The sequence below is a fragment of the Stenotrophomonas sp. GD03777 genome (genome assembly GCF_029842485.1).
GTDB lineage: Bacteria > Pseudomonadota > Gammaproteobacteria > Xanthomonadales > Xanthomonadaceae > Stenotrophomonas > Stenotrophomonas sepilia.
The window spans coordinates 1-22906 of the sequence record NZ_JAOCGL010000064.1; the positions used below are offsets into that span (position 1 = coordinate 1).

The 22906-nt window shown below is 67.0% G+C and carries 19 protein-coding genes; 17 read left to right on the forward strand and 2 right to left on the reverse strand.

Annotated features, from left to right (window positions below; genetic code table 11):
• Positions 1-165: 165 nt before the first annotated feature.
• From N5E02_RS13760 to cueR, 17 genes are all read left to right on the forward strand, one after another.
• Positions 166-474: a YerC/YecD family TrpR-related protein gene (locus N5E02_RS13760; protein ID WP_111173367.1), complete on the forward strand. Its 309-nt coding sequence runs from the start codon at positions 166-168 to the stop codon at positions 472-474.
• A 34-nt stretch (positions 475-508) separates the two neighbouring features.
• Positions 509-1420, forward strand: coding sequence for an ATP phosphoribosyltransferase (gene hisG, locus N5E02_RS13765; RefSeq protein ID WP_053499888.1), 912 nt, complete (start codon positions 509-511; stop codon positions 1418-1420).
• A complete protein-coding gene (gene hisD / locus N5E02_RS13770; protein WP_279946375.1) occupies positions 1417-2712 on the forward strand; it encodes a histidinol dehydrogenase in 1296 nt (431 codons plus the stop codon). Before hisG ends, hisD begins: the two co-directional genes overlap by 4 nt.
• A complete protein-coding gene (gene hisC, locus N5E02_RS13775; RefSeq protein ID WP_065184993.1) occupies positions 2709-3803 on the forward strand; it encodes a histidinol-phosphate transaminase in 1095 nt (364 codons plus the stop codon). The genes hisD and hisC overlap by 4 nt, the downstream gene beginning before the upstream one ends.
• Positions 3800-4873 (forward strand): bifunctional histidinol-phosphatase/imidazoleglycerol-phosphate dehydratase HisB, encoded by a 1074-nt coding sequence (gene hisB / locus N5E02_RS13780; RefSeq protein ID WP_053499882.1) that lies wholly within the window; start codon positions 3800-3802, stop codon positions 4871-4873. The genes hisC and hisB overlap by 4 nt, the downstream gene beginning before the upstream one ends.
• Positions 4870-5472, forward strand: a complete 603-nt coding sequence (gene hisH / locus N5E02_RS13785) for an imidazole glycerol phosphate synthase subunit HisH (RefSeq protein ID WP_139727031.1) — start codon at positions 4870-4872, stop codon at positions 5470-5472. Before hisB ends, hisH begins: the two co-directional genes overlap by 4 nt.
• The gene (hisA, locus tag N5E02_RS13790; protein WP_065177580.1) at positions 5469-6203 is read left to right on the forward strand and encodes a 1-(5-phosphoribosyl)-5-[(5-phosphoribosylamino)methylideneamino]imidazole-4-carboxamide isomerase; all 735 of its coding nucleotides are present in this window, start codon (positions 5469-5471) and stop codon (positions 6201-6203) included. Before hisH ends, hisA begins: the two co-directional genes overlap by 4 nt.
• Positions 6197-6973 carry an imidazole glycerol phosphate synthase subunit HisF gene (gene hisF / locus N5E02_RS13795; RefSeq protein WP_279946376.1) on the forward strand — a complete coding sequence of 259 codons (777 nt, stop codon included), beginning with the start codon at positions 6197-6199 and terminating at the stop codon, positions 6971-6973. The genes hisA and hisF overlap by 7 nt, the downstream gene beginning before the upstream one ends.
• Positions 6963-7583: a bifunctional phosphoribosyl-AMP cyclohydrolase/phosphoribosyl-ATP diphosphatase HisIE gene (gene hisIE / locus N5E02_RS13800; protein ID WP_065184989.1), complete on the forward strand. Its 621-nt coding sequence runs from the start codon at positions 6963-6965 to the stop codon at positions 7581-7583. Before hisF ends, hisIE begins: the two co-directional genes overlap by 11 nt.
• Positions 7584-7660: 77 nt before the next feature.
• Positions 7661-9250, forward strand: a complete 1590-nt coding sequence (locus N5E02_RS13805) for a calcineurin-like phosphoesterase family protein (RefSeq protein ID WP_065177583.1) — start codon at positions 7661-7663, stop codon at positions 9248-9250.
• A 35-nt stretch (positions 9251-9285) separates the two neighbouring features.
• Positions 9286-9570, forward strand: a complete 285-nt coding sequence (locus tag N5E02_RS13810) for a hypothetical protein (RefSeq protein WP_005409434.1) — start codon at positions 9286-9288, stop codon at positions 9568-9570.
• Positions 9571-9654: 84 nt separating this feature from the next.
• On the forward strand, positions 9655-10677 hold the full coding sequence (locus N5E02_RS13815; protein WP_065197007.1) for a glucokinase: 1023 nt from the start codon (positions 9655-9657) through the stop codon (positions 10675-10677).
• Positions 10678-10728: 51 nt separating this feature from the next.
• Positions 10729-11727, forward strand: coding sequence for a N(4)-(beta-N-acetylglucosaminyl)-L-asparaginase (locus N5E02_RS13820; RefSeq protein WP_065177585.1), 999 nt, complete (start codon positions 10729-10731; stop codon positions 11725-11727).
• On the forward strand, positions 11724-12461 hold the full coding sequence (locus N5E02_RS13825; RefSeq protein WP_065197006.1) for a copper homeostasis protein CutC: 738 nt from the start codon (positions 11724-11726) through the stop codon (positions 12459-12461). Before N5E02_RS13820 ends, N5E02_RS13825 begins: the two co-directional genes overlap by 4 nt.
• Before the next feature lie 405 nt (positions 12462-12866).
• Positions 12867-15824, forward strand: a complete 2958-nt coding sequence (locus N5E02_RS13830; RefSeq protein WP_279946377.1) for a TonB-dependent receptor — start codon at positions 12867-12869, stop codon at positions 15822-15824.
• Between the two features lie 161 nt (positions 15825-15985).
• Entirely contained in the window at positions 15986-18487 is a 2502-nt protein-coding gene (locus N5E02_RS13835) for a heavy metal translocating P-type ATPase (RefSeq protein WP_235649548.1), read from the forward strand.
• Between the two features lie 11 nt (positions 18488-18498).
• Positions 18499-18954, forward strand: a complete 456-nt coding sequence (cueR, locus tag N5E02_RS13840) for a Cu(I)-responsive transcriptional regulator (protein WP_111202265.1) — start codon at positions 18499-18501, stop codon at positions 18952-18954.
• Between the two features lie 77 nt (positions 18955-19031).
• On the opposite strand, the gene N5E02_RS13845 is transcribed toward cueR, so the two are convergent.
• Entirely contained in the window at positions 19032-19226 is a 195-nt protein-coding gene (locus N5E02_RS13845) for a heavy-metal-associated domain-containing protein (RefSeq protein WP_049438338.1), read from the reverse strand.
• 189 nt (positions 19227-19415) lie between these two features.
• Entirely contained in the window at positions 19416-22490 is a 3075-nt protein-coding gene (locus N5E02_RS13850) for a TonB-dependent receptor (RefSeq protein WP_235649549.1), read from the reverse strand.
• Positions 22491-22906: the final 416 nt, after the last annotated feature.

A 22906-nucleotide genomic window follows, 5' to 3' on the forward strand; every position in this document is an offset into this window, starting at 1 on the left:
GACCCACCCCGCCAACCCTCAGCCATCCAGCATTTGACGTCGCTTCGGCATCTAGCGGGTGCAGGGCAGCAGCCTTGCCGCCCCCTCAACCCCCGATTTGACGCACTGCGCAAGAATGCGCTAATGTACTAAAGCGCTATTACATTGATGCATGGAAACGACCCCGTGAAAGCCCGCCCCGAGATTGCCGCCAAAGACCCGAAGGCCGACCTGGAAGCCTTGGCCCTGGCCTTTGCCGCCCTGCGCGAGCCGGAGGAGGTGGAAGCCTTCCTGCGCGACCTGTGCACTCCGGCCGAACTGGAAGCCATGGCCGACCGCTGGAAGGTGGTGCCGTTGCTGCAGCAGGGCGTGCCGTACCGCGAGATCCACGAGCGCACCGGGGTCAGCGTGACCACCACCGGACGGGTGGCGCGCACGCTCGAGCACGGCCATCGAGGCTATGCCGCTGCCATCGACCGCCTTGCTTCGCGCTGATCCGCGCCCCGTTCCGAACTTCGAGACCTCCCCCATGAGTGCAACCCAGGCAGCGCCGGCACGAGACCGGCTGCGTATCGCCATCCAGAAGAGTGGCCGGCTGGCCGAGCCCGCCCGTAACCTGCTCAGCGCCTGTGGCCTGAGCTGGCGCGAAAGCCGCGACAAGCTGTTCTGCTACGGCGAATCGCTGCCGGTGGACCTGCTGCTGGTGCGCGACGACGACATCCCCGGCCTGATCGCCGACGGCGTCTGCGACCTCGGCATCGTCGGCCGCAACGAGCTGGACGAACAGGCCGCGGCACGCCGCCAGGTCGGCCTGCCGGACGCCTATCAGGCGCTGCGCGGGCTGGGCTTCGGCCAGTGCCGGCTGATGCTGGCGGTGCCGGAGGAATGGCAGTGGCAGGGTCCGGCGCAGCTGGCCGGCACCCGCATCGCCACCAGCTACCCGGCCATCCTCACGCAGTGGCTGGCCGAGCAGGGAGTAGACGCACAGGTGGTCGAGCTGTCCGGTTCGGTGGAAATCGCCCCGCGCCTGGGCACCGCCGACCTGATCTGCGATCTGGTGTCCAGCGGCGCCACCCTGCGCGCCAATCAGCTGACCCCGGTGCACAACCTGCTCGACAGCGAGGCGGTGCTGGCCGGTGCAGTACGGGTGCCCGATGATGCACGTGCATCGCTGCGCGCGATGCTGCTGCGCCGCCTCGATGGCGTGGTGCAGCGCCAGGACCGCAAGCTGCTGATGTTCCGCGCCAGCGAGGATCGCGTCGACGCGCTGGCGCAGTTGCTGGCCGATGCCGAGCCGCTGGTGCGGTTGCCGGCCGATGGCGGTGCGCTGCGCCTGCAGACCATGTGCCCCGGCCCGCTGAGCTGGCAGCGCATGGAAGAACTCGAGCGCGCGGGTGCGCAGGGCCTCATGGTACTGAGCGTGGAGCGGTCGCTGGCATGAACCGTCTGATCTGGTCCCAACTTGATGAGGCCGCGCGCAGCGCGGCATTGACCCGCCCGGTGCAGACCGTGGCGCAGCAGACCCGCGATGCCGTGACGGCCCTGATCGCGCAGGTGCGTGCACAGGGCGACGGTGCGCTGCGTGCGATCACCGCGCGCTTCGATGGTGTCGAGCTGGCCTCGTTTGAAGTCTCCGAAGCCGAATTCGCCGCTGCTGAAGCGGCCGTGCCCGCCGAACTGCGCCAGGCGATGGTGGACGCCGCCGAGCGCATCGCGCGCTTCCACGCCGCCGGCATGGGTAAAGGCTATGCAGTTGAAACCACGCCGGGCGTGGTCTGCGAACGCATGCTGCGCCCGATCGGCCGGGTGGGCCTGTACGTACCTGCTGGCAGCGCGCCATTGCCGTCCACCGCGTTGATGCTGGGCGTTCCGGCGCAGTTGGCCGGTTGCCCGCAGGTGGTGCTGTGCACGCCGCCGCGCGCCGACGGCAGCGCCGATCCGGCAGTGCTGGTAGCCGCGCGCCTGACCGGCGTGCAGCGCGCGTTCAAGTTGGGCGGCGCGCAGGCGATCGCCGCGATGGCCTATGGCACCGCCAGCGTTCCGGCCTGCGACAAGCTGTTCGGGCCCGGCAACAGCTTCGTCACCGAAGCCAAGCAGCAGGTCGCGCAGGATGGCGTCGCCGCCATCGATATGCCGGCCGGTCCCTCCGAAGTGCTGGTGATTGCCGATGCTGGCGCCAATCCGGCGTTCGTCGCCGCCGACCTGCTGTCGCAGGCCGAGCACGGCCCGGATTCACAGGTGCTGCTGTTGACCGACGATGCCGCGATGCTGGCCGCGGTCGAGGTTGAGGTCGAGCGCCAGGTGGCCCTGCTGCCGCGCCAGCAGATTGCGCGGCAGGCGCTGTCAGCGTCGCGCCTGATCCAGGTTGATTCGTTGGACGAGGCCTTCGCGATCAGCAACCGCTATGCGCCCGAACACCTGATCCTGGCGCTGCGTGAACCGCGCGATTGGCTGGACAAGGTGCAGGCGGCCGGCTCGGTGTTCCTGGGTGATTACACCCCCGAAGCACTGGGTGACTACTGCAGCGGCACCAACCACGTGCTGCCCACCGCCGGCGCCGCGCGTGCTTACAGCGGCGTGAGCGTTGCCAGCTTCCAGAACCTGATCAGCGTGCAGAGCGCCAGTGCCGCCGGCCTGGCCGCGATCGGCGGCTGCGCGCGCATCATCGCCAGCGCCGAAGGCCTGGATGCCCACGAGCGTGCGGTGGCATTGCGCATGGAGGTGGCGGCATGAGCGCGGCTGTCGAGGAGGTGCTGGCGCTGGTGCGTCCGGATCTGCAGGCGTTCGCCGGCTACAGCTCGGCACGCAGCGCAGCGGTGCAGGGCGAGGTCTGGTTGAACGCCAACGAGTCCGCCTGGGCCAATACGGCCGACGCGGCTGGCAGCAGCCGGCGCTATCCGGAGCCGCAACCGTTGGCGTTGCGCGAAGGCTTGGCGGCGCTGTACGGCGTGACGCCACAGCAGCTGCTGGTCGGCCGCGGCAGCGACGAGGCCATTGATCTGCTGGTGCGCGCGCTGTGCGTGCCGGGCCGCGACGGCGTGGTGGTCACGCCGCCGGTGTTCGGCATGTACGCCGTCTGCGCACGCCTGCAGGGCGCCGCATTGATTGAAGTGCCGCTGGTGGACAGCGAAGATGGCCTGCGTGCCGATCTGGATGCGGTGGTCGACGCGGCCAAGGCGCAAGGTGCCAAGCTGGTGTTCCTGTGCGCCCCGTCGAACCCGGCCGGCAGTGACATCGCCCTGGACGAAGTCGAGCGGGTGGTGGTTGCGCTGCGCGGGCAAGCACTGGTGGTGGTGGACGAGGCCTATGTCGAGTACGCGCAGCGTCCGTCGGCGACCACGCTGCTGGCCGCGAACCCGAATCTGGCGGTGCTGCGCACGCTGTCGAAGGCGCACGCTCTTGCCGCCGCCCGCGTTGGCACCCTGATCGCCGCCCCGGAGCTGATTGCCGTGCTGCGCCGCTGCCAGGCGCCGTACCCGGTGCCGACGCCATGCACGGAACTGGCGGTGCAGGCGCTGCAACCCGCCGCGCTGACCATCACCGCCGAGCGCGTAGCCACGGTGATTGCCGAGCGCGAACGCCTGCGCGAGGCGCTGCCGGGCCTGCCCGGCGTGCGTCGCGTCTACCGCTCATCCGGCAACTACCTGCTGGTTCGCTTCGCCGATGCCCAGGCCGCGTTCGATACGCTGCTGGCTGTGGGCGTGGTGGTGCGCGACCAGCGCGCCGCGCCGCAGTTGGGTGATGCACTGCGCATCAGTATCGGCAGTCCCGAAGAGAACGACCGCGTGCTTGCGGCCCTGTCGGCGCGGAGGGCCGCAGCATGACCCCGATCCTGTTCATCGACCGCGACGGTACCCTCATCGAGGAGCCGTCCGACTTCCAGATCGACGCCTACGAGAAGCTGCGCTTCGTGCCGCAGGTGATCCCGGCGCTGCTGAAGCTGCGTGATGCCGGCTACCAGTTCGTGATCGTCACCAACCAGGATGGCCTGGGCAGCGACAGCTACCCACGCGCCAGCTTCGATGGCCCCAACGACCTGATGCTGCAGATCTTCGAGAGCCAGGGCATCACCTTCCGTGACGTGCTGATCGACTGCAGTTGGCCGCAGGACAACGCGCCCACGCGCAAGCCGGGCATCGGCCTGATGACCGCCTACCTGCAGGACCGCAGCATCGACTGGGCGCGTTCGGGCATGGTGGGGGACCGTATCACCGACCTGCAGTTCGCCGACAACCTCAACATCCGTGGCTTCCAGCTGCGCACCGAACAGTTCGGTGGCGAGTGGAACTGGCCGGGCATCGCCCATGCGCTGGCCGACGCGCCGCGTACTGCCGTGGTCCAGCGCAACACCAAGGAGACGAAGATCCGCGTTGAACTCGATCTGGACCGTGCCGGTGATGCGCGCATCGCCACCGGACTGCCCTTCTTCGACCACATGCTGGAACAGATCGGCAAGCACGGCGGGTTCGCGCTGGACATCCAGGCCGAGGGCGACCTGCACATCGACGAGCACCACACCATCGAGGACACCGGGCTGGCGCTGGGTCAGGCCCTGCGCGAGGCGCTGGGCGACAAGCGCGGCATCGGCCGCTACGGCTTCACCCTGCCGATGGACGAGACCCTGGCCAGCGCTGCGCTGGACTTCAGCGGCCGCCCGTACTTCGTGTTCGAGGGCGAGTTCAAGCGCGAGCGGGTGGGCGACATGCCGACCGAGCTGGTGCCGCACTTCTTCCGTTCGCTGTGCGATGCCAGTGGCCTGAACCTCAACCTGCAGGTACGCGGCGACAACGATCACCACAAGGTGGAGGCCTGCTTCAAGGCGCTGGCGCGCGCACTGCGCCCGGCGCTGGCCCGGCAGGGCACGGCACTGCCGAGCACCAAGGGGGCATTGTGAGCGACGTCGCGCTGATCGATGCCGGTGGTGCCAACCTGGGCTCGGTGCGCTACGCACTGGAGCGCCTCGGCGCGACGGTGCGGCTGGTGCGCGATGCGGACGAACTGGTGGGTGCGCAGCGGGTGATCCTGCCCGGTGTCGGCGCCGCCGGTCCCGGCATGCAGCGCCTGCACGCGCAGGGCCTGGTGGAGCCGTTGCAGCGGCTGGAGGTGCCGCTGATGGGCATCTGCCTTGGCATGCAGCTGCTGTTCGAACGCTCCGAGGAAGCGGGTGTGGAGACACTGGGACTGATTCCGGGCGTGGTGCGCAAGCTGGTGCCGGCCTGTGGCATCCGCGTGCCGCACATGGGCTGGAACCGCCTGCTGCCGCTACGTGAGTCGGTGCTGTTGCAGGGTGTGCCGGAGCGCGCCAGCGCCTACTTCGTGCACAGCTATGCGGCGCCGCTGAATGCCCACACCGTCGCGGCGTGCGACCACGGTGGGCTGTTCACTGCCGTGGTGGAGCAGGGGCGCTACTACGGCGCGCAGTTCCATCCCGAGCGCTCCGGCGAGACCGGCTCGCTGATGCTGCGCAACTTCCTTGAGGGCACTGCTGCATGAGTTTCATCGTCTACCCCGCGCTGGATATCCGCGATGACCGCGTGGTGCGGCTGCGCCAGGGCGACTACGCGCAGGAAACCTCCTACGGCGACGATCCGCTGCCGCGCGCGCAGGCCTTCGCCGCACAGGGCGCGCAGTGGATGCATCTGGTCGACCTGGATGCTGCACGCGCAGGTGGCTATACGCTGGCACCGCTGCTGGCGGCGATCCGCGCGCAGACGCCGCTGCAGGTGCAGACCGGTGGTGGCGTGCGTGGCCGCGACGATGTGGCGCGCATGCTTGATGCTGGCGCCGGCCGCGTGGTGGTCGGCTCGCTGGCGGTGCGCCGCCCCGATGAAGTGGTCGGCTGGCTGGAGGAATTTGGCGCCGAGCGCATCACGATTGCGCTGGACGCGCGCCAGGACGCACAGGGGCAGTGGCAGCTGCCGGTGCACGGCTGGACCGAGAACGCCGGGGTGACCCTGGATGACCTGGCCCAGCGCTACGCGCGCGCCGGCATGCGCCACCTCTTGTGCACCGACATCGCCCGCGACGGCATGCTGGCCGGGCCCAATATCGGCCTCTACCAGCACCTGTCGGCATTGCTGCCGGGGGTGGCGGTGCAGGCGTCCGGCGGCATCCGTGACGTGGCCGATGTGGCCGAGGCGCGTGCCGCTGGCTGCGGTGGTGCGATTCTCGGCAAGGCACTGCTGGAGCAGCGCATGGACCTGGCGGAGGCGCTGGCATGTTGAGCCGCCGCATCATTCCCTGCCTTGACGTGCGCGATGGCCGCGTGGTGAAGGGCGTGCGCTTCCGCGATCACGTCGACATGGGCGACATCTCCGAGCTGGCGCAGCGCTACCGCGACCAAGGTGCCGACGAGTTGGTGTTCTATGACATCGGCGCCAGCCCCGAGGCGCGTTCGTTGGACGTGGCGTGGATCGAGCGCATCGCGCGCCTGATCGACATTCCGTTCTGCGTGGCCGGTGGCATCGACAGCGTGGAAGCCGCGCGTCGCGTGTTGTTCGCCGGTGCCGACAAGGTGTCGATCAACTCTCCCGCGCTGGGCCGCCCGGAACTGATCACTGAACTGGCCGACGAGTTCGGCGTGCAGTGCGTGGTGGTGGGCGTCGACTCGGTACGTGAAGCGGACGGCCAGTGGCGTGTGCGCCGTTTCAGTGGCGACCCGGACAAGACCCAGGCGGTACCGCTGCGTACCCTGGACTGGATCGTCGAAGCTCAACGGCGTGGCGCTGGCGAGATCGTGCTGAACTGCATGGACAGCGACGGTGTGCGCCGTGGCTACGATGTCGTGCAGCTGCAGCAGGCGCGGGCACTGTGCCAGGTGCCACTGATCGCCTCCGGTGGCGCCGGTGCGATGGAGCACTTCGCCGAAGCCTTTGATCAGGCCGACGTCGATGGTGCGCTGGCGGCGAGCGTGTTCCACAGCGGCGCCATCGCCATTCCAGAATTGAAGCGCTACCTGCGCGGACAGCAGATCGAGGTGCGGGATGTCTATTGAAGTCAGGCCTTCGTTGGACGCATTGCAGGCACTGGACTGGGGCAAGGGTGACGGCTTGCTGCCGGCCGTGGTGCAGGATGCCGATACGCTGCAGGTGCTGATGCTGGGCTATGTCAGCGCCGAATCGCTGGCGGCCACGCTGGCCATCGGCCACATGACCTTCTTCAGCCGCAGCAAGCAGCGGTTGTGGACCAAGGGCGAGCAGTCCGGCAACGTCCTGGCGGTGCAATCGATCAGTGTCGACTGCGATGCCGACACGCTGCTGGTGACGGCACGCCCGGCGGGGCCAACCTGCCACACGGGTGCGGAGAGCTGTTTCGACCAGGCGCCGAAGGACTTCCTGGGCGGGCTGGACCAGTTGGTCGCGATGCGTGAGGCGCAGCGCCCGCCGGGCAGCTATACGACCAGCCTGTTCGAGGGCGGCATCCGCCGCATCGCACAGAAGGTGGGTGAGGAGGGGGTGGAGACCGCTCTGGCTGCGGTTGCGCAGGATGACGAGGCGCTGCTCGGTGAGGCTTCGGACCTGCTGTACCACCTGCTGGTACTGCTGCGCGCGCGCGGTCTGTCGCTGGACGATGCGCGGGCGGTGCTGGAAAAACGCCATCGTTGAAGCGTGGTAGTGCCGGCAATGCAGCCGAGCGTGGCTCGGCTCTACAATACCGCGTCTCTTTCTGCCGGATGCCTCCCATGAAACTGCCTGCTGCCTGGCTGTGCTGCCTGTTGCTGACCTCGCCGGCCTGGGCTGCGGACACCGTGGTCACCGGCAAGGTCTATCTGGAGCGTGACGGCAAGCCGGGCCGCGGTGCGACCGATCCGGGCCTGGCCGGGGTGCAGGTCTCCAACGGCGAGACGATCGTCAAGACCGCCGCCGATGGCAGCTACAGCCTTCCGGTGCGTGACGGCCAGACCGTGTTCGTGATCAAGCCCGATGCGTATTCGTTCCCGAAGGCGACAGACGGCCTGCCTTCGTTCTGGCGCCACTTCCGCCCGAACGGCTCGCCGGCGCTGAAGTACGGCGGCATCGCCGCCACCAGCGATGTCACCCGCAACTGGGATTTCGCGCTGCAGTCGGATCGCCATGACAGCCGTCGCGGCTTCCAGATGCTGGTCTTCACCGACTCCCAGACCGCCAGCCTGAAGGACATCGGCTACTACCAGCAGTCGATCGTGTCGCCGCTGGTCGGCCAGACCAAGGCGCGCATGGGCACCACCCTGGGTGACATCGTCAACGACGATCTGACCCTGTATCCGGCAATCAACAAGGTCACCACGTCGCTGGGCGTGCCGTGGTTCCATGTGCCGGGCAATCACGACCTCGATTTCGATGCAGCCAGCGACGAGCATTCGCTGGACAGCTGGCGCAACATCTACGGCCCGGACACCTACGCGGTGGAAGAGGGCGGTGCCAGTTTCGTGTTCCTCGATGACGTGGTGTATGACCCCAACGCAAGGCCGAAGTATGTCGGTGGCCTGCGCGAAGACCAGTTCGCTTTCCTTGCCAGCTACCTGAAAGGCCTGCACAAGGACCGCCTGCTGGTGCTGGGCATGCACATCCCGCTGTTCGACGCCGCGCCGGGGCGCGAGACCTTCCGTCATGCTGACCGCCAGCGCCTGTTCGACCTGCTGAAGGACTTCCGCAACGTGCTGGTGCTCAGCGGGCACAGCCACACCCAGCAGCACGTCTACCACGGCAAGGCCGACGGCTGGAACGGTGACAAGCCGCTGCACGAATACAACGTCGGTGCCAACTGCGGCGCATTCTGGTCCGGGGTGAAGGATGCCGCCGGCGTGCCGGACAGCGCCATGAGTGATGGCACGCCAAAGGGCTACGCGTTGCTGGACGTCGCCGGCAATGGCAGCTACAAACTGCAGTACCGCGTGGCCGGCAAGCCGGCCAGCGAGCAGATCGGCCTGCATGCGCCGAAGGTGCTGCGCCAGGGGGCCTATCCGGCGTGGGGTGTCTACGCCAACGTCTACATGGGCGAGGACGCCAGCGTGGTCGAGTACCGCGTCGATGGCGGTGCCTGGCAGCCGATGAAGCAGGTCAGTCAGCCCGATCCGCGCCTGATGGTGGAGAACGTGGCTGACGATCTGGCTGACAGCCTGCGCGGCTACGACCGTTCGCCGGAGGCCACCGCGTCGCCGCACCTGTGGCGTGGCGCGCTGCCGACCGACCTGGCAGTGGGCAGTCACAAGGTCGAAGTACGCTCTACCCAGCCTGATGGTGCAGTATTCACCGCCACCACCCGCTACAGCCTGCAGACGGCACAGCCCTGATCCCCCGCATCTCCGCTCCAGCGAAAGGACCCCGCATGGATATCCGCTTCATGGCCGGCACCACGCCAGTCACCCTCAGCCGCCACTGGTTCACCGGCGCGATGCTGCTGCAGAGCGCCACCGAGAAGGTCTGGGTGCAGCATCCGCTGCATCCGGGCACCCACTTCTCGTTCTCGCTGGTACAGTCGTGGCTGCGCCACATCGCCGGCCATGAGGTGCTGGTCGAGCGCACCCGGCCGCTGTTGTTCGCCGGCTTCCGCCCGCAGCGCCTGCGCGTGCTGGTGGATGGTGTGCAGGTGGCCGAACAGGAAGGCATGTAGTCCAACCTGAACCGCCGGCGCGCTAGGCAAAGCCGCCCCGATGCCTGAGAATCGGGGCGATTCAATCGATCCAAGCAGGCCAGCGTGACCATCGCAGCAGCGTCTCCGGTTTCCACCGACTCCGCCCGCGGCGGTCTTCCGCGCAGTCTCGTTGTCGCCGATGTCGGCGGCACCTTCGCCCGTTTGGCGCTGGCTGAAACGCAAGCCGGCCAGGCACCACTGCTGGGCAGCCATCGCACCTACGCCTGCGCCGAGCACCCCAGCCTGGCCGCGATCCTGGCCGATTTCACCGCTGGCCTCGGCCAGCCGGTACAGGCCGCGGTGGTCGCCATCGCCGGCCTGCTCGATGGCGATGTGTTGATCAATTCCAACCTGCCGTGGACGGTCTCGCTGTCGGCCACGCGGGTGCAGTCCGGGCTGTATGAGCTGCAGCTGATCAATGATTTTGAAGCGGTGGCGTTGGCCATTCCCTACCTGCAGCCTGACACCCTGGTGCCGCTCAATGGCGATGCTGACCCGGCGCAGGCGTTCCCGGCGCTGGTGCTGGGCGCCGGAACCGGCCTGGGTGCAGCATTGCGCTTTGCCGACGGCGAGCGTCCGGTGCTGGCCAGCGAGATCGGCCATGCCGCGCTCGGCGCCGGCAACGCGCTGGAACTGCAGGTGCTGGACAAGCTGCTGCAGCGCTGGCCGCACGTGGACAACGAGCGCGTGCTGTCCGGCAGTGGCCTGATGAACCTGTATCCGTGCCTGTGCGAACTGCGTGGCGTCACTCCGGTGTGGAGCAGTACCGAGGCACTGATCGGTGCCGCGCGCAGCGGTGAGGATGCGCTGGCGGTGGAAACGCTGCAGGTGTTCTGTGCCTGGCTGGGCAGCCTGGCCGGCGACGCAGCGATCGCGGTGGGTGCGCGTTCGGTGTACCTGGCCGGGGGTATTTCCGCGCATGTGCAGGATTTCCTGGCCGATGGTCGCTTCCGTGAGCGCTTCCTCAACAAGGGCGTGCTGACCGAGGTGCTGCGCCAGGTGCCGGTATGGCGCGTGGAGCATGGCCAGCTGGGCGTTCTCGGCGCAGCGGTCTGGTACGCCGCACGGCAGCCCACGCACGACTGATCGGCGTGGCCGGCATCGGGCCGGCCGTGCATTGCAGACTGGGAGGGGAAGATGGTGGATCGCAGGCAGTTCCTGCAGGCCGGCGCACTGGCCGCAGGCATGGTGGCCTTGCCGGGCGTGCAGGCGCGCACGCAGGGTGGGGCCAGGGTGGTTTCGACCTGGGACTTCGGCGTGCCGGCCAACCAGGCCGCGTGGAAGGTGCTGGCGCAGGGTGGCAGCGCACTGGATGCAGTTGAAGCCGGTGCACGCTGGGCCGAGAGCGAGCTGTGCAACCCCACCGTCGGCCATTGCGGTAACCCGGATCGCGACGGGGTGCTGAGCCTGGATGCGAGCATCATGGATGGTGATGGCCGTTGTGGCGCAGTGGCCGCGCTGGTGGACATCCTGCATCCGGTGTCGGTGGCCCGCAAAGTGATGGAAAACAGCCCGCACGTGCTGCTGGTGGGCGAGGGCGCGCAGCAGTTCGCGGTGCAGCAGGGTTTTGAACGCAGGCACCTGCTGACGCCGCAGGCCGAAGCGGCCTGGCGCGAGTGGCTGAAGACCGAGAAGTACCAGCCGCAGATCAATGCCGAGCGTCGTAGTATTCCTGGCAACAGCGACAACCACGACACCATCGGCATGCTGGCGCTGGATGCCCGCGGTAAGCTGGCCGGCGCCTGCACCACCAGCGGCATGGCCTGGAAGCTGCACGGCCGGGTCGGCGACAGCCCGATCATCGGTGCCGGCCTGTATGTCGACAACGAAGTGGGCGCGGCCACTGCTTCGGGCGTGGGTGAGGAGATGATCCGCAACGCCGCCTCGTTCCTGGTGGTTGAGCTGATGCGCCAAGGGCGCTCGCCCGCGCAGGCCTGCCGCGAAGCCATCGACCGCGTGGTGCGCAAGCGCCCCGAAGCGAGCAGAACATTGCAGGTGTGCTTCCTGGCCATGAACAAGCAGGGCGAGGTGGGTGCCTACGCGTTGCACCGCGGCTTCGTCTACGCCGTGTGCGATGGACAGCGCCAGGACGACCTGCGCGACTCGCCGTCGATCTACACGAGCACTCAGGCGTGAGCACGCGGCTGACCCTGGAGATCGCCAGCAACTCGCTGGCCTCGGCGCTGGCCGCGCAGGCCGGCGGTGCCGACCGCATCGAACTGTTCGAGAACCTGGCCGAGGGTGGCACCACGCCGTCGTTTGCCACCATCGCGATTGCCCGGGAACGCCTGTCGATTCCGCTGTTCGTGCTGGTGCGCCCGCGCCCGGGTGATTTCCACTACGACGCATTGGAAACCGAACTGATGCTGCGTGACATCGCGCAGTGCCGCGCGCTCGGCTGCGATGGCGTGGTGATCGGTGCGCTGGATGTGCAGGGCGGGATCGATCTGGCGCTGTGCCGTGAACTGGTGCAGGCCGCCGGGCCGCTGCAGGTGACCTTCCATCGCGCCTTCGATGCTGCCCGCGATCTGCCGGCGGCACTTGAGCAGGTGGTTGAGCTGGGTTGCCAGCGCGTGCTGACCTCGGGCGGCCAGGTCAGCGCCGAGGCCGGCGCGGATGTGCTGGCGGGTCTGGTCACCCAGGCGGCGGGACGTATCACGGTGATGGCCGGCGCCGGGCTGGGACCGGCCAACATCGCGGCCGTTGCGCGACGGAGCGGCTGCACCGAACTGCACGCCTCGGCCAAGGGCCTGCGGCGCTCGGCCATGCAGTTCCAGAACCCGGCGCTGCGCGGCCTGGACCCGGACTGGAGCCAGACCGCCACCGCCACCGTGGCCGCACTGCGGCAGGCGCTGGACGGCGCAAGGTAACCCGCTTCTCCTGTAGAGCCGAGCCAACGCTCGGCTGCGCTTTGCGACAAACGACAGCAACCGGGCACGGGCTCGGCTCTACAACGCCCCGCTGCCGCCGCACGCGACAACGCGGACAAAACCGTTCCGCGCGCGATTGTCGCGTTCGTGTCATTGTCGTGTGCGCCGTTCTCTCAGCGATGTTGCGCAACCCTTTGATTGTTCTTGATACCTGCGGCTGATAGCGGCATTGCGTAGGGTGTTGCTGCATCGCCGCATGCCCGGCGTGGTTCAGCTGTGCTTTAGTTTGGATCGATCCACAGGGGAGGGGCTGGGACGGTCGTGAACCGATCCCGGCACCCGGATCAGCCGTCGTGCTACGCCACCACCTGTCCGTGCGTCCACACTTTCCAAGAGCAACCACCCATGGCTCAGTCCGTTCGCAAGCGTCGTCACCTGCTGTCCCAGGCACTGGTCCTGGCCCTGTTGCCCCTGGCCGCGGGTGCACAGGAAGCGGCCAGTTCGTCCACCAAGGACTTGGATGCGGTCACCGTTACCGGTTCGCGCATCAAGCGCGCTGCGGTCGAAGGCCCGGCCCCGGTCAACGTGATTACCGCGCAGCAGATCCAGAAAGAGGGCTTCGTCAGCGTGTATGACGCGCTGAAGACGCTCACCGAAGCAACCGGTACCGTCGAAGCCGCCTCGCAATGGGGCTCGCACACGCCCAACGCCAGTGGCCTGAACCTGCGCGGGATGGGCCCGAACCGCTCGCTGCTGTTGGTCAACGGCCGTCGCGTGGCCGATTACCCGCTGCCGTATGGCGGTGAAACCAACTTCTCCAACTACGGCAACATTCCCGCTGCCGCGGTCGAGCGCATCGAAGTACTGACCGGCGGCGCCTCGGCCATCTACGGTTCGGATGCGATCGCCGGCGTGGTCAATGTCATCCTCAAGACCAACTACGACGGCGACGAAGTGCGCGTGCGTGGCGGTACCTCCACCGAAGGCGGGCGCGACACCTGGGACCTGTCATGGGCCGGCGGCAGGACCGGTGACAACTGGAGCGTGACCTACGCGCTGCAGTACACCAAGCGCGATCCCCTGTTCGGCCGCGACCGCCCGCAGATGGACGATGCCGATGATGCGCCGTATGCGTCCTGGAACATGGAGCAGCGCAAGGTCGGCTTCCGCCCCACCTCGGGCCTGGCGTTGATCGATCCGACGACGGGCCAGCGCCTGGCGCCACCCGCCGGCACCTGCGAGAAGTTCGACGGTGAGTACTACACGGCCGATCGACTGGTCTACAACTACGCCGCCAACCGCATCACCAACACCGGCCGCCTGTGCGGCATGAGCGCCGACTACGCCAACTGGCTGCTGACCGGTGGTGCCGAGAACGTGTCCGGCAACCTGTATGCCACCTTCGATTTCAGCAGCGACCTGCAGGCCTGGACCAACCTGGCGGTGTACCGCTCCGAAGCGATCTGGGGCACCAACCCGCCCAGCGTCTCGCTGATCGACGACGACAACGGCTATTACTGGGATGCCAACCGCAACCGCCCGATCCTGGGCGTGCGCCAGTTCACCCCGAACGAAGTCGGCGGCCTGGACACCCTGCGCAACACCAACCGCGAGCTGTCATGGGACTGGAGCGCGGGCCTGCGTGGCCGCCTTGCCGACCGCTTCGACTGGAGCGCCACGGTGGGGCGTTCCTACTATCGCGTGGAAGAACGGCAGAACGTGGTGGACGAGCAGAAGTCGTACGACTTCTTCCTCGGCCCGCGCCTGGGCACCACGGCCGACGGCGAGGCGATCTATGCGTTGAACGAATCGCGCTGGTGGAACCCGCTCACGCCTGACCAGTACTGGCAGATGGGCACGGTGGCCAGGAACCGCGCGTCATCGTGGGTCAACCAGGCCTCGGCGGACATCACCGGCGAGCTGTTCCAGGGCTGGGCCGGCCCGATCTCGTTCGCCGCCGTGGCCGAAGTCGCGCAGCAGGGCTATCACCTCAGCCCGGACCCGCGCGCTGGCATCGACTTCGATCTGCAGAACGTCGATCGCGGTGGCGGCGAGCGCACCCGTTACTCGGCCGGCGTCGAGTTCAAGATCCCGCTGCTGGAGAGCGTGACGGCCACCGCGGCGGCCCGCTACGACCGCTATGGCAACTACAAGGCCGATGACAGCAGTGAAGCGCTGGATATCGGCAGCCAGAAGGAGACCACCTGGAACGTCGGCCTGGAATGGCGCCCGGTCGAATCGCTGCTGGTGCGTGGCTCGTACGCCACCAGTTTCCACGCGCCGGACATGCACTACCTGCTGGGCCAGCCGAGCAGTTCCGAAGTGCAGACCTATGACCGCCTGCGCTGCATCCAGAGCGGTGCCTACCTGGTCAACAACTGTGGCGTGGGCAACACCGATGTCTGGTACACCTTCGACGTGAACCGGCGTGGCACGCCGCTGCTGCGTTCGGAAACCGGCGATTCGTGGACGGTCGGCTTCGTCTGGGACGTGATGCCCAACCTGTCGGTCAGCGCCGACTACTGGGCGATCAAGCTGGAAGACATGATCGTCGACGTCGGCGCCGACGAGGTGCTGGCCAGCGAGGCCGGCTGCCTGACCGGCAAGAACATCGATGGCACGCCGTGGGCCAATCCGGCCGGTGGCGATTATTGCGCCGGCATCCTGGCCCGCGTGAACCGTGACAGCAGCGGCCGCCTGATATCGATCGAGCGCGGCCCGTTCAACCTGGCCAGCCGGGAAGTGCGCGGCATCGACCTGACTGCACGCTATCGCCTGGAAACCGCGCAGTGGGGCAGCTTCCAGCTGGGCCTGAACTACACCAACCAGATCTCGACCAAGGAACAGCGCTACGCCAACGACCCGAACCCGGAACGGCGCGACCGAGACCTGCGCAGCAAGCTGCGCGCGAGCCTGGCCTGGCAGCGCGGCAACTGGAACGCCAACGTCTATGCCGACCGCGTGGGTTCGGTGCCGGGCGTGCGTTACCACTGGGGCACCGATCGCCTGGACAACCCCGGTGGCTGCCTGCCGTTCGCCGACGGCTACGTGCCCAGTGACAGCCCGTCGCTGAACTGCCTGGAACCGGCACAGCTGCCGGATGGCTCGGTGAACCCGAACCCCAACGCGGGCCAGCAGACCTCGCGCTACTTCGGCCGGGTCGGGCCGTTCATCACCTGGAACGTCAACGTGGGTTACCAGGTGACCGAGCACGCCAAGGTCAATGTCTACGTCAACAACGTGTTCAATTCGGCCAGCTGGAACCACAAGGACCCGTACAAGCTGGACTATGACTTCGCCCCGACCCGGTTGCTGAGCGCGGTCGGCCGCGAGTTCGCATTGGAGTATGTGTTCACCTTCTGAGGAGACCGGCCTCCGCCGGTAGATCCACGCCATGCGTGGATGCGGAAACGGGACGCCGGGGGCGGCGCCCCCTTCAGGTATGCGGACAGGCTGGATTTGACCTTCCCACGATGGCAAGGTTTAGCCTGTCCGCATCCAGAAGGAAACCCGGGAATCCGATCATGAGCACGCCGCGCGCCGCTGCCGCCCCCGCCAGCCCCTCCACCATCAGCCTGCCCATCGAGGGCATGACCTGCGCCAGCTGCGTGGGCCGGGTCGAGGCAGCACTGTCCAAGGTCGAGGGCGTGGGCAGTGTCTCGGTGAACCTGGCCACCGAGCGGGCGGACATTCGTCCGTCGGGCCCGGTGGACCGCGCGGCGCTTGTCCAGGCAGTGGAGCGGGTGGGCTATGACGTGCCCGCGGCGACCACCGAACTGGCGGTCGAAGGCATGACCTGCGCTTCCTGCGTGGGCCGTGTCGAACGCGCGCTGTTGGCCGTGCCGGGCGTCAGCCAGGCCAGCGTCAACCTGGCCACCGAGCGCGCCACGGTGCGTGGCATGGCGGACGTGGCTGCGCTGGTCGCCGCGATCGACAAGGCCGGCTATGACGCACGTGTGATCGAGGCGGGTGTGCAGTCCGATGATCAGGCTGCGGAAAAGAAGGATGCCGAGCGCGCCGAATTGAAGCGCGACCTGATCGTGGCCACCGCGCTGGCACTGCCGGTGTTCGTGCTGGAGATGGGTTCGCACCTGATTCCCGGCATGCACGAATGGGTGATGGCCACCCTCGGCATGCAGACCAGCTGGTACCTGCAGTTCGCACTGACGCTCCTGGTGCTGGCCATCCCCGGGCGCCGCTTCTACCAGAAGGGCTTCCCGGCGCTGCTGCGGTTGGCGCCGGACATGAATTCACTGGTGGCGGTGGGCACCGCCGCGGCGTTCGGTTATTCGGTGGTGGCAACCTTTGCACCGCGGCTGCTGCCGCCGGGCACGGTGAACGTCTACTACGAAGCGGCGGCGGTGATCGTCGCGCTGATCCTGCTCGGCCGCTTCCTTGAAGCTCGGGCCAAGGGCCGTACCTCCGAGGCGATCAAGCGTCTGGTCAACCTGCAGGCCAAGGTCGCCCATGTGATCCGTGACGGCCGTACCGTCGACATCCCGGTCAATGAAGTACAGAGCGGCGACGTGGTGGAAGTGCGCCCGGGCGAGCGCGTTCCGGTCGATGGCGAGGTGGTCGAGGGTCGCAGCTACATCGACGAGTCGATGATCAGCGGCGAGCCGATTCCGGTCGAGAAGCAGCCGGGAAGCAGCGTGGTCGGTGGCACGGTCAACCAGAAGGGCGCACTGACGGTGCGCGCCACGGCGGTGGGTGCGCAGACGATGCTGGCGCAGATCATCCGCATGGTCGAACAGGCGCAGGGCTCGAAGCTGCCGATCCAGGCGGTGGTCGACAAGGTGACGTTGTGGTTCGTGCCGGCGGTGATGCTGGCCGCGCTGGCGACCTTCGCGGTCTGGCTGATCTTCGGTCCATCGCCGGCGCTGAGCTTCGCGCTGGTCAATGCGGTGGCGGTGCTGATCATTGCCTGCCCGTGCGCGATGGGCCTGGCCACGCCGACCTCGATCATGGTCGGAACCGGTCGTGGCGCCGAAATGGGCGTGCTGTTCCGCAAGGGCGAAGCCCTGCAGTTGCTGAAGGACGCGCAGGTGGTGGCGGTGGACAAGACCGGCACGCTGACCGAAGGCCGCCCGCGCCTGACCGATCTGGAGATTGCCGCTGGCTTCGATCACAACAGGGTTCTGGCGGCAGTGGCCGCAGTGGAGTCGCGCTCGGAGCATCCCATCGCCCGCGCGATTGTTGATGCCGCGACCGGGCAGGGCATCGCGTTGCCGGGCATGGTCGACTTCGAATCGGTCACCGGCATGGGCGTTCGGGCCAGTGTCGAGGGTGCACGCGTGGAGGTCGGTGCCGATCGCTTCATGCGCGACCTGGGCGTGGACATCACTGCATTCGCAGCATTGGCGGCGGAACTCGGCACGCAGGGCAAGTCACCGATGTACGTGGCCATCGATGGACGCCTGGCCGCGATCATTGCGGTATCCGATCCGATCAAGCCGAGCACCCCCGCAGCGATCGCGGCGCTGCATCGGTTGGGCCTGAAGGTGGCGATGATCACCGGCGACAACGCCGGGACCGCACAGGCGATCGCGCGCCAGCTCGGCATCGATGAAGTGGTGGCCGAGGTGCTGCCGGAAGGCAAGGTCGAGGCAGTGCGTCGGCTGAAGGCCACGCATGGGCGCGTCGCCTTCGTCGGCGACGGCATCAACGATGCCCCTGCGTTGGCTGAAGCCGATGTCGGCCTGGCCATTGGTACCGGCACCGATATCGCGGTGGAGTCGGCCGACGTGGTGCTGATGTCGGGTAACCTGCAGGGCGTGCCCAATGCCATTGCGCTGTCCAAGGCGACGCTGGGCAACATCCGGCAGAACCTGTTCTGGGCGTTCGCCTACAACACCGCATTGATTCCCGTCGCTGCCGGCGTGCTGTACCCGGCCTGGGGCGTGCTGCTGTCGCCGGTGTTCGCGGCCGGTGCGATGGCGCTGTCCAGTGTGTTCGTGCTGGGCAACGCGCTGCGCCTGCGCCGCTTCCAGCCGCCGATGGCGGATGCCCACGCCACGACCCATTGAAGGAGAACCGCATGAACATCGGTGACGCCGCCAAGGCCTCCAGCGTGTCGGCGAAGATGATCCGCTACTACGAACAGATCGGCCTGATCCCCGCGGCCGATCGCACCGAATCGGGCTACCGGGCGTATTCGCGGGCGGACATCCATCGCCTGCGCTTCATCCGCCGCGCGCGCGATCTCGGCTTCCAGGTGGCCGAAATCAGTGACCTGCTGGGCCTGTGGAACGACACCGCGCGGCACAGTGCCGACGTCAAGCACCTGGCCGAGCAGCACATCGCCGACCTGGAACAACGCATCGAGAGCATGCGGCAGATGGCCGACACGTTGAAATCGCTGATCCGTTGCTGTGCAGGCGACGAGCGCCCTGAGTGCCCGATCCTGGAGCGGCTGGGTGAAGACGATGAGGCTCCGCTGTCGGTCGATGCAGCGAAGACCGGCGCGGTGCGGCGGCGCGCGCGCAAGCGCTGAGTTTCCATGTCGCGTACAAAAAAGCCCGCCCGGTGACAGTGCACGGGGCGGGCTTCGCTGTGGCAGAGGCCAGGGGATCAGGCAGTGCGCGGCGGGAAACCCGCATCGTTCAGCGCGGCGAACACCTGCTCCTGTGATGCGGTGGTCTGCACCTTGACCAGGCCGGTCGGCGGATCGGCCACCACACTGGCGTTCGGATCGATCTGCTGGATGGCGCGGGTCACGCTGCGCGCGCAGCCGCCGCAGGTCATGCCGTCAACATGGAATTCCATCTGTAGCTCCTTCGGTGCTCGTGAGATGAAACCAGTGTGCACCTTCCAACGATGGCAGGGTCAAGCAGGTGGCTGAACGGCGGCGCAGGCACCCATGAAAACGGCAGCCGCCTGTACCAGCGCGGCTGCCGTGGAGGACCATTCCCGCCGGGGCGGGCAAGACTGCGCCGGGCCAGGCCCGGCGCTGCCTCAGAACTTCCAGTTCACGCCGAAGTACAGCTGGCGGCCGGCGTACAGGTTGGACAGCAGGCGGGCCTGGCTGTCGTTGCCGATGTAGCTGCGCAGCTCGGACTTGGTGGCATTCAGCACGGCGGCGGTCACCGTCCAGTCCGGAGTGAGGTTGTAGGCCACGTTCAGGTCAAGCTGGCTGTAAGGCTTGGTGTAGGTGGTCATGCCATTGTTCAGGCCGCCGACCACTTCACCACGACGGTTGTACGAGGCGCGCGCCAGGAACTTGTCGTTCTCGTAGAACACCGTAACGTTGGCCTGGTTCTTGGCACTGCCGACCAGCGGCGAGGAGCCGATTTCCTCGCCATCCAGCACGATCGAGGCCAGGTTGGTGTCGTTGTAGGTGTAGTTGGCCTGCACGCCCAGTCCGAAGTCGAACGTGTACTGGCCATACAGTTCCACGCCCTGCGACACGCCATCGCGGCCGTTGGCCTGAGTCTCGTACTTCTGCACGGTGACCGACTGCCCGCCGACGTTCATCTGCTGGTCGCGCACCACCGGCACAGTGAAGTTGTCCACGTTCTTGCGGAACAGCGAAACACCTGCGACCGCGCCCGGCTTGAAGTACCACTCCAGGCCCAGGTCGAACTGGACTGCCTTGAACGGTTCCAGCGCCTTGTTGCTGCCCGAGCCGTACCAGCCGGGCGTGTCGGTGCCGCCGGTGACGCGGCGGTCGTTGGCGTACTCTTCGCTGATGTAACGCAGGCCACCGGGATAGGCGATGCTGGTGTAGCTCGGGCGCGCGACCACCTTCGATGCCGCGCCACGCAGCACCAGGTTGTCGGTGATGTCCCAGGCAATGTTGAAGCTGGGCAGCACGTCGGTATAGGTCTTTTCCAGCGACGACAGGGCATACACCTTGTCGCGCACCTGCGGATCGGGCAGGCGGACGAAGCCACCCTGGCAGCGCAGGTTCGGGTCGGCGGCCGGATCATCGCAGCTCATCGGCGCGCCGCTGGCGTTGTCGACGAAATAGTCGTTGAAGCGCTCGACCGAATCGCTGGACTGGGCGAACTGCTTGGTCCGCACCACGCGCACGCCGATGTTGCCGCGTACCCGCTCAGTGCGGAAGTTGGCCTGGAAGTAGCCGGAATGGATCTTCTCGTTGACGTCGTAGACGAAGTCTTCTTCGGTACGGTTGTGCGAGCCACCGTAGGTCTTGTTCAGGTAGTCGATGTAGGCCGGGTAGTTGATGCCCGGGAACACGTTGGCGTTGAACGCGCCGGTGATGTTGCTGATCGGGTTGGACAGGAAGAAGCCCGGTTGCGCATCGCCTGCGGTCGGATCGCAGCCGGCCTGGTAGCGATTGTTGTCATAGTCGGACGGATCCAGGCCCGGGCACACCCAATAGGTGTTGCCGGTGTTGCGGTGGACCTTGCCATCGCGGTACTTGGCGCCGAACTGGATCGAATCCAGCCAGCCGGCCTCGAACAGCTTGGTGACGTCGGCCTGGAAGTAGTTCTGCTTGACCTCGGTCTGCATCCACGACGAATCGGTCGAGCCGGTATCGACTTCGGCCACGCCCGCCATCAACTGCTGCTGCAGGTCCGGCGAGAACTGCACCGACGGCGTGCCGGTCAGGTCCCAGGCGGTGTACTGGTTGCCGGACTGCCACTGGTTGCCAACCTTGCGGCGCGGCTTGGCCGACATGCGGAAATTCATCGACGGACCACCTTCGGACCAGGTGCGGCCGCCGGTGAACGAGGCCTTCCACAGCGGGCTGATATCCCAGTCGATGGTCAGGTCGGCGGTCTGCGACAGTGCCTTTTCCTTGCTGTATCCACCGGTGAGCTGCGGAGTGGGGATGGTGCAGTCGTCCGGGCCCCAGCCACCGGGTTCCAGGCCGGCTGCCGCTGCTTCTTCCTCACTGCAGTAATAGGTCTTTCCGGCCAGCTTCTGGTACTGCGCACCCGTGACGATGCTGCCACTCGGGTCGAAATCCAGGCCGTTGAGCAGGCGGCCGCCGGCCCAGTTGCCGTCCTGGTTGTAGCGGGCCAGGTTCCACTCCGGCACCTTCAGCATGTTCTGGGTGTAGTCACCCTGCAACTCGAAGCGGAAGTAGTTCGCGGTCATCGTGACGTTGTCGACCGGCTTGAACTGGAAGGTCAGCTGGCCGCCCTTGCGCTCGCGCTTTTCTTCCTTCACCGCGAAGTTCACCGAGGTCGGCATGAAGAATTCGCTGTAGTTCTTGCCAGCCTGGTTGTTGAAGCCGGACTGGCCCCACCAGTAGTGGATGCCATCCTGCTCCAGCAGGTTGCCGTTGGCATCGCGGGCCGTGGTGCCATTGCCGTACCACTGGTAGTCCTCGGTGCTGGCTTCCATGGTGCGTGTGGTGCGCTTCTGCTGGGTCACGCCGACGAGGACGCCGAAGCGCTCATCCTTGCTGTGCCACGAGTACAGCGCGGACGCCTGCGGATCGACATCGTGGCTGGTATCGGAGGTGGTGCCCTCCAGGTTCACGTAGCCGGAGTTGGATTCCATGTCCAGCGGGCGACGGGTATGCAGGATGACCGTGCCGCCGATGCCGCCTTCGTCGATGCGTGCTTCCGGCGACTTGAACAGCTCCGCGCTGGACAACATGTTCGATGGCAGCAGGGTGTAGTTGAAGGAGCGTGTCGCTTCGTTGTTGGTCTCTGACGAGGCGACGAAGTTGCCGTTCAACTGGGTCAGGGTCAGGTCCGGCGCAAGGCCGCGCACACTGACGCTCTTGCCTTCGCCACCGCTGCGGGTGATGACCACGCCGGGCACGCGCTGCAGTGCGTCGGCCACGTTCTTGTCGGGGAACTTGCCGACGTCCTCGGCGGTGATCACCTCGACCACCGCGTTGGCGTCGCGCTTCTGCTCGAGGCTCTTTTCAATGGCGTAGCGGTAGCCGGTGACCTGGACGCTGTCCAGGGTGGTGGCGTCCTGCGCGCCGGTGGACGTGGCCTGTTGCGCGGCGGCGCCAGCCGGAATGACGGCGGCGGCCAAGGCCAGCGCGATGGCCAGCGACAATGCGTCGTGGCCGTGCGTACGTGTTGAATGCTTCATTCCCATCTCTCCCTCTCTTCTGGATTGATCCGGTGACGTGGCACGGACAACTTGAATCGATCTAATTTGAAGTGACATTACGGGTGTCGCCATGTGGGTGGCAGAGCACCGCGCGTGTGGCCTGGTACGTCCTGTTGCTGCTCCCCCAACTCCCGGCCATCGCAGTGTCGCTCTTGGATCGATCTAAGCGATGGGCGGGCGATTTTTAGCACGGGTCGCCCGTGGGCGCATGCTGCTCCGCAATATGGTACTGGCGTGGCGAAGGGATGACGGTTTGCTGAAAACAGTGAAATCGTTTTCGTGCGCAGGGGAAAGGGGCCGGCAGGGCTGCGCCCTGCACCTGCGGGTAGTGCCGGCCGCTGGCCGGCAACAGCCAAAGCCAAAGCCAAAGCGGCTCTGGGTTGTCTGTGGCTTGGCGGGGC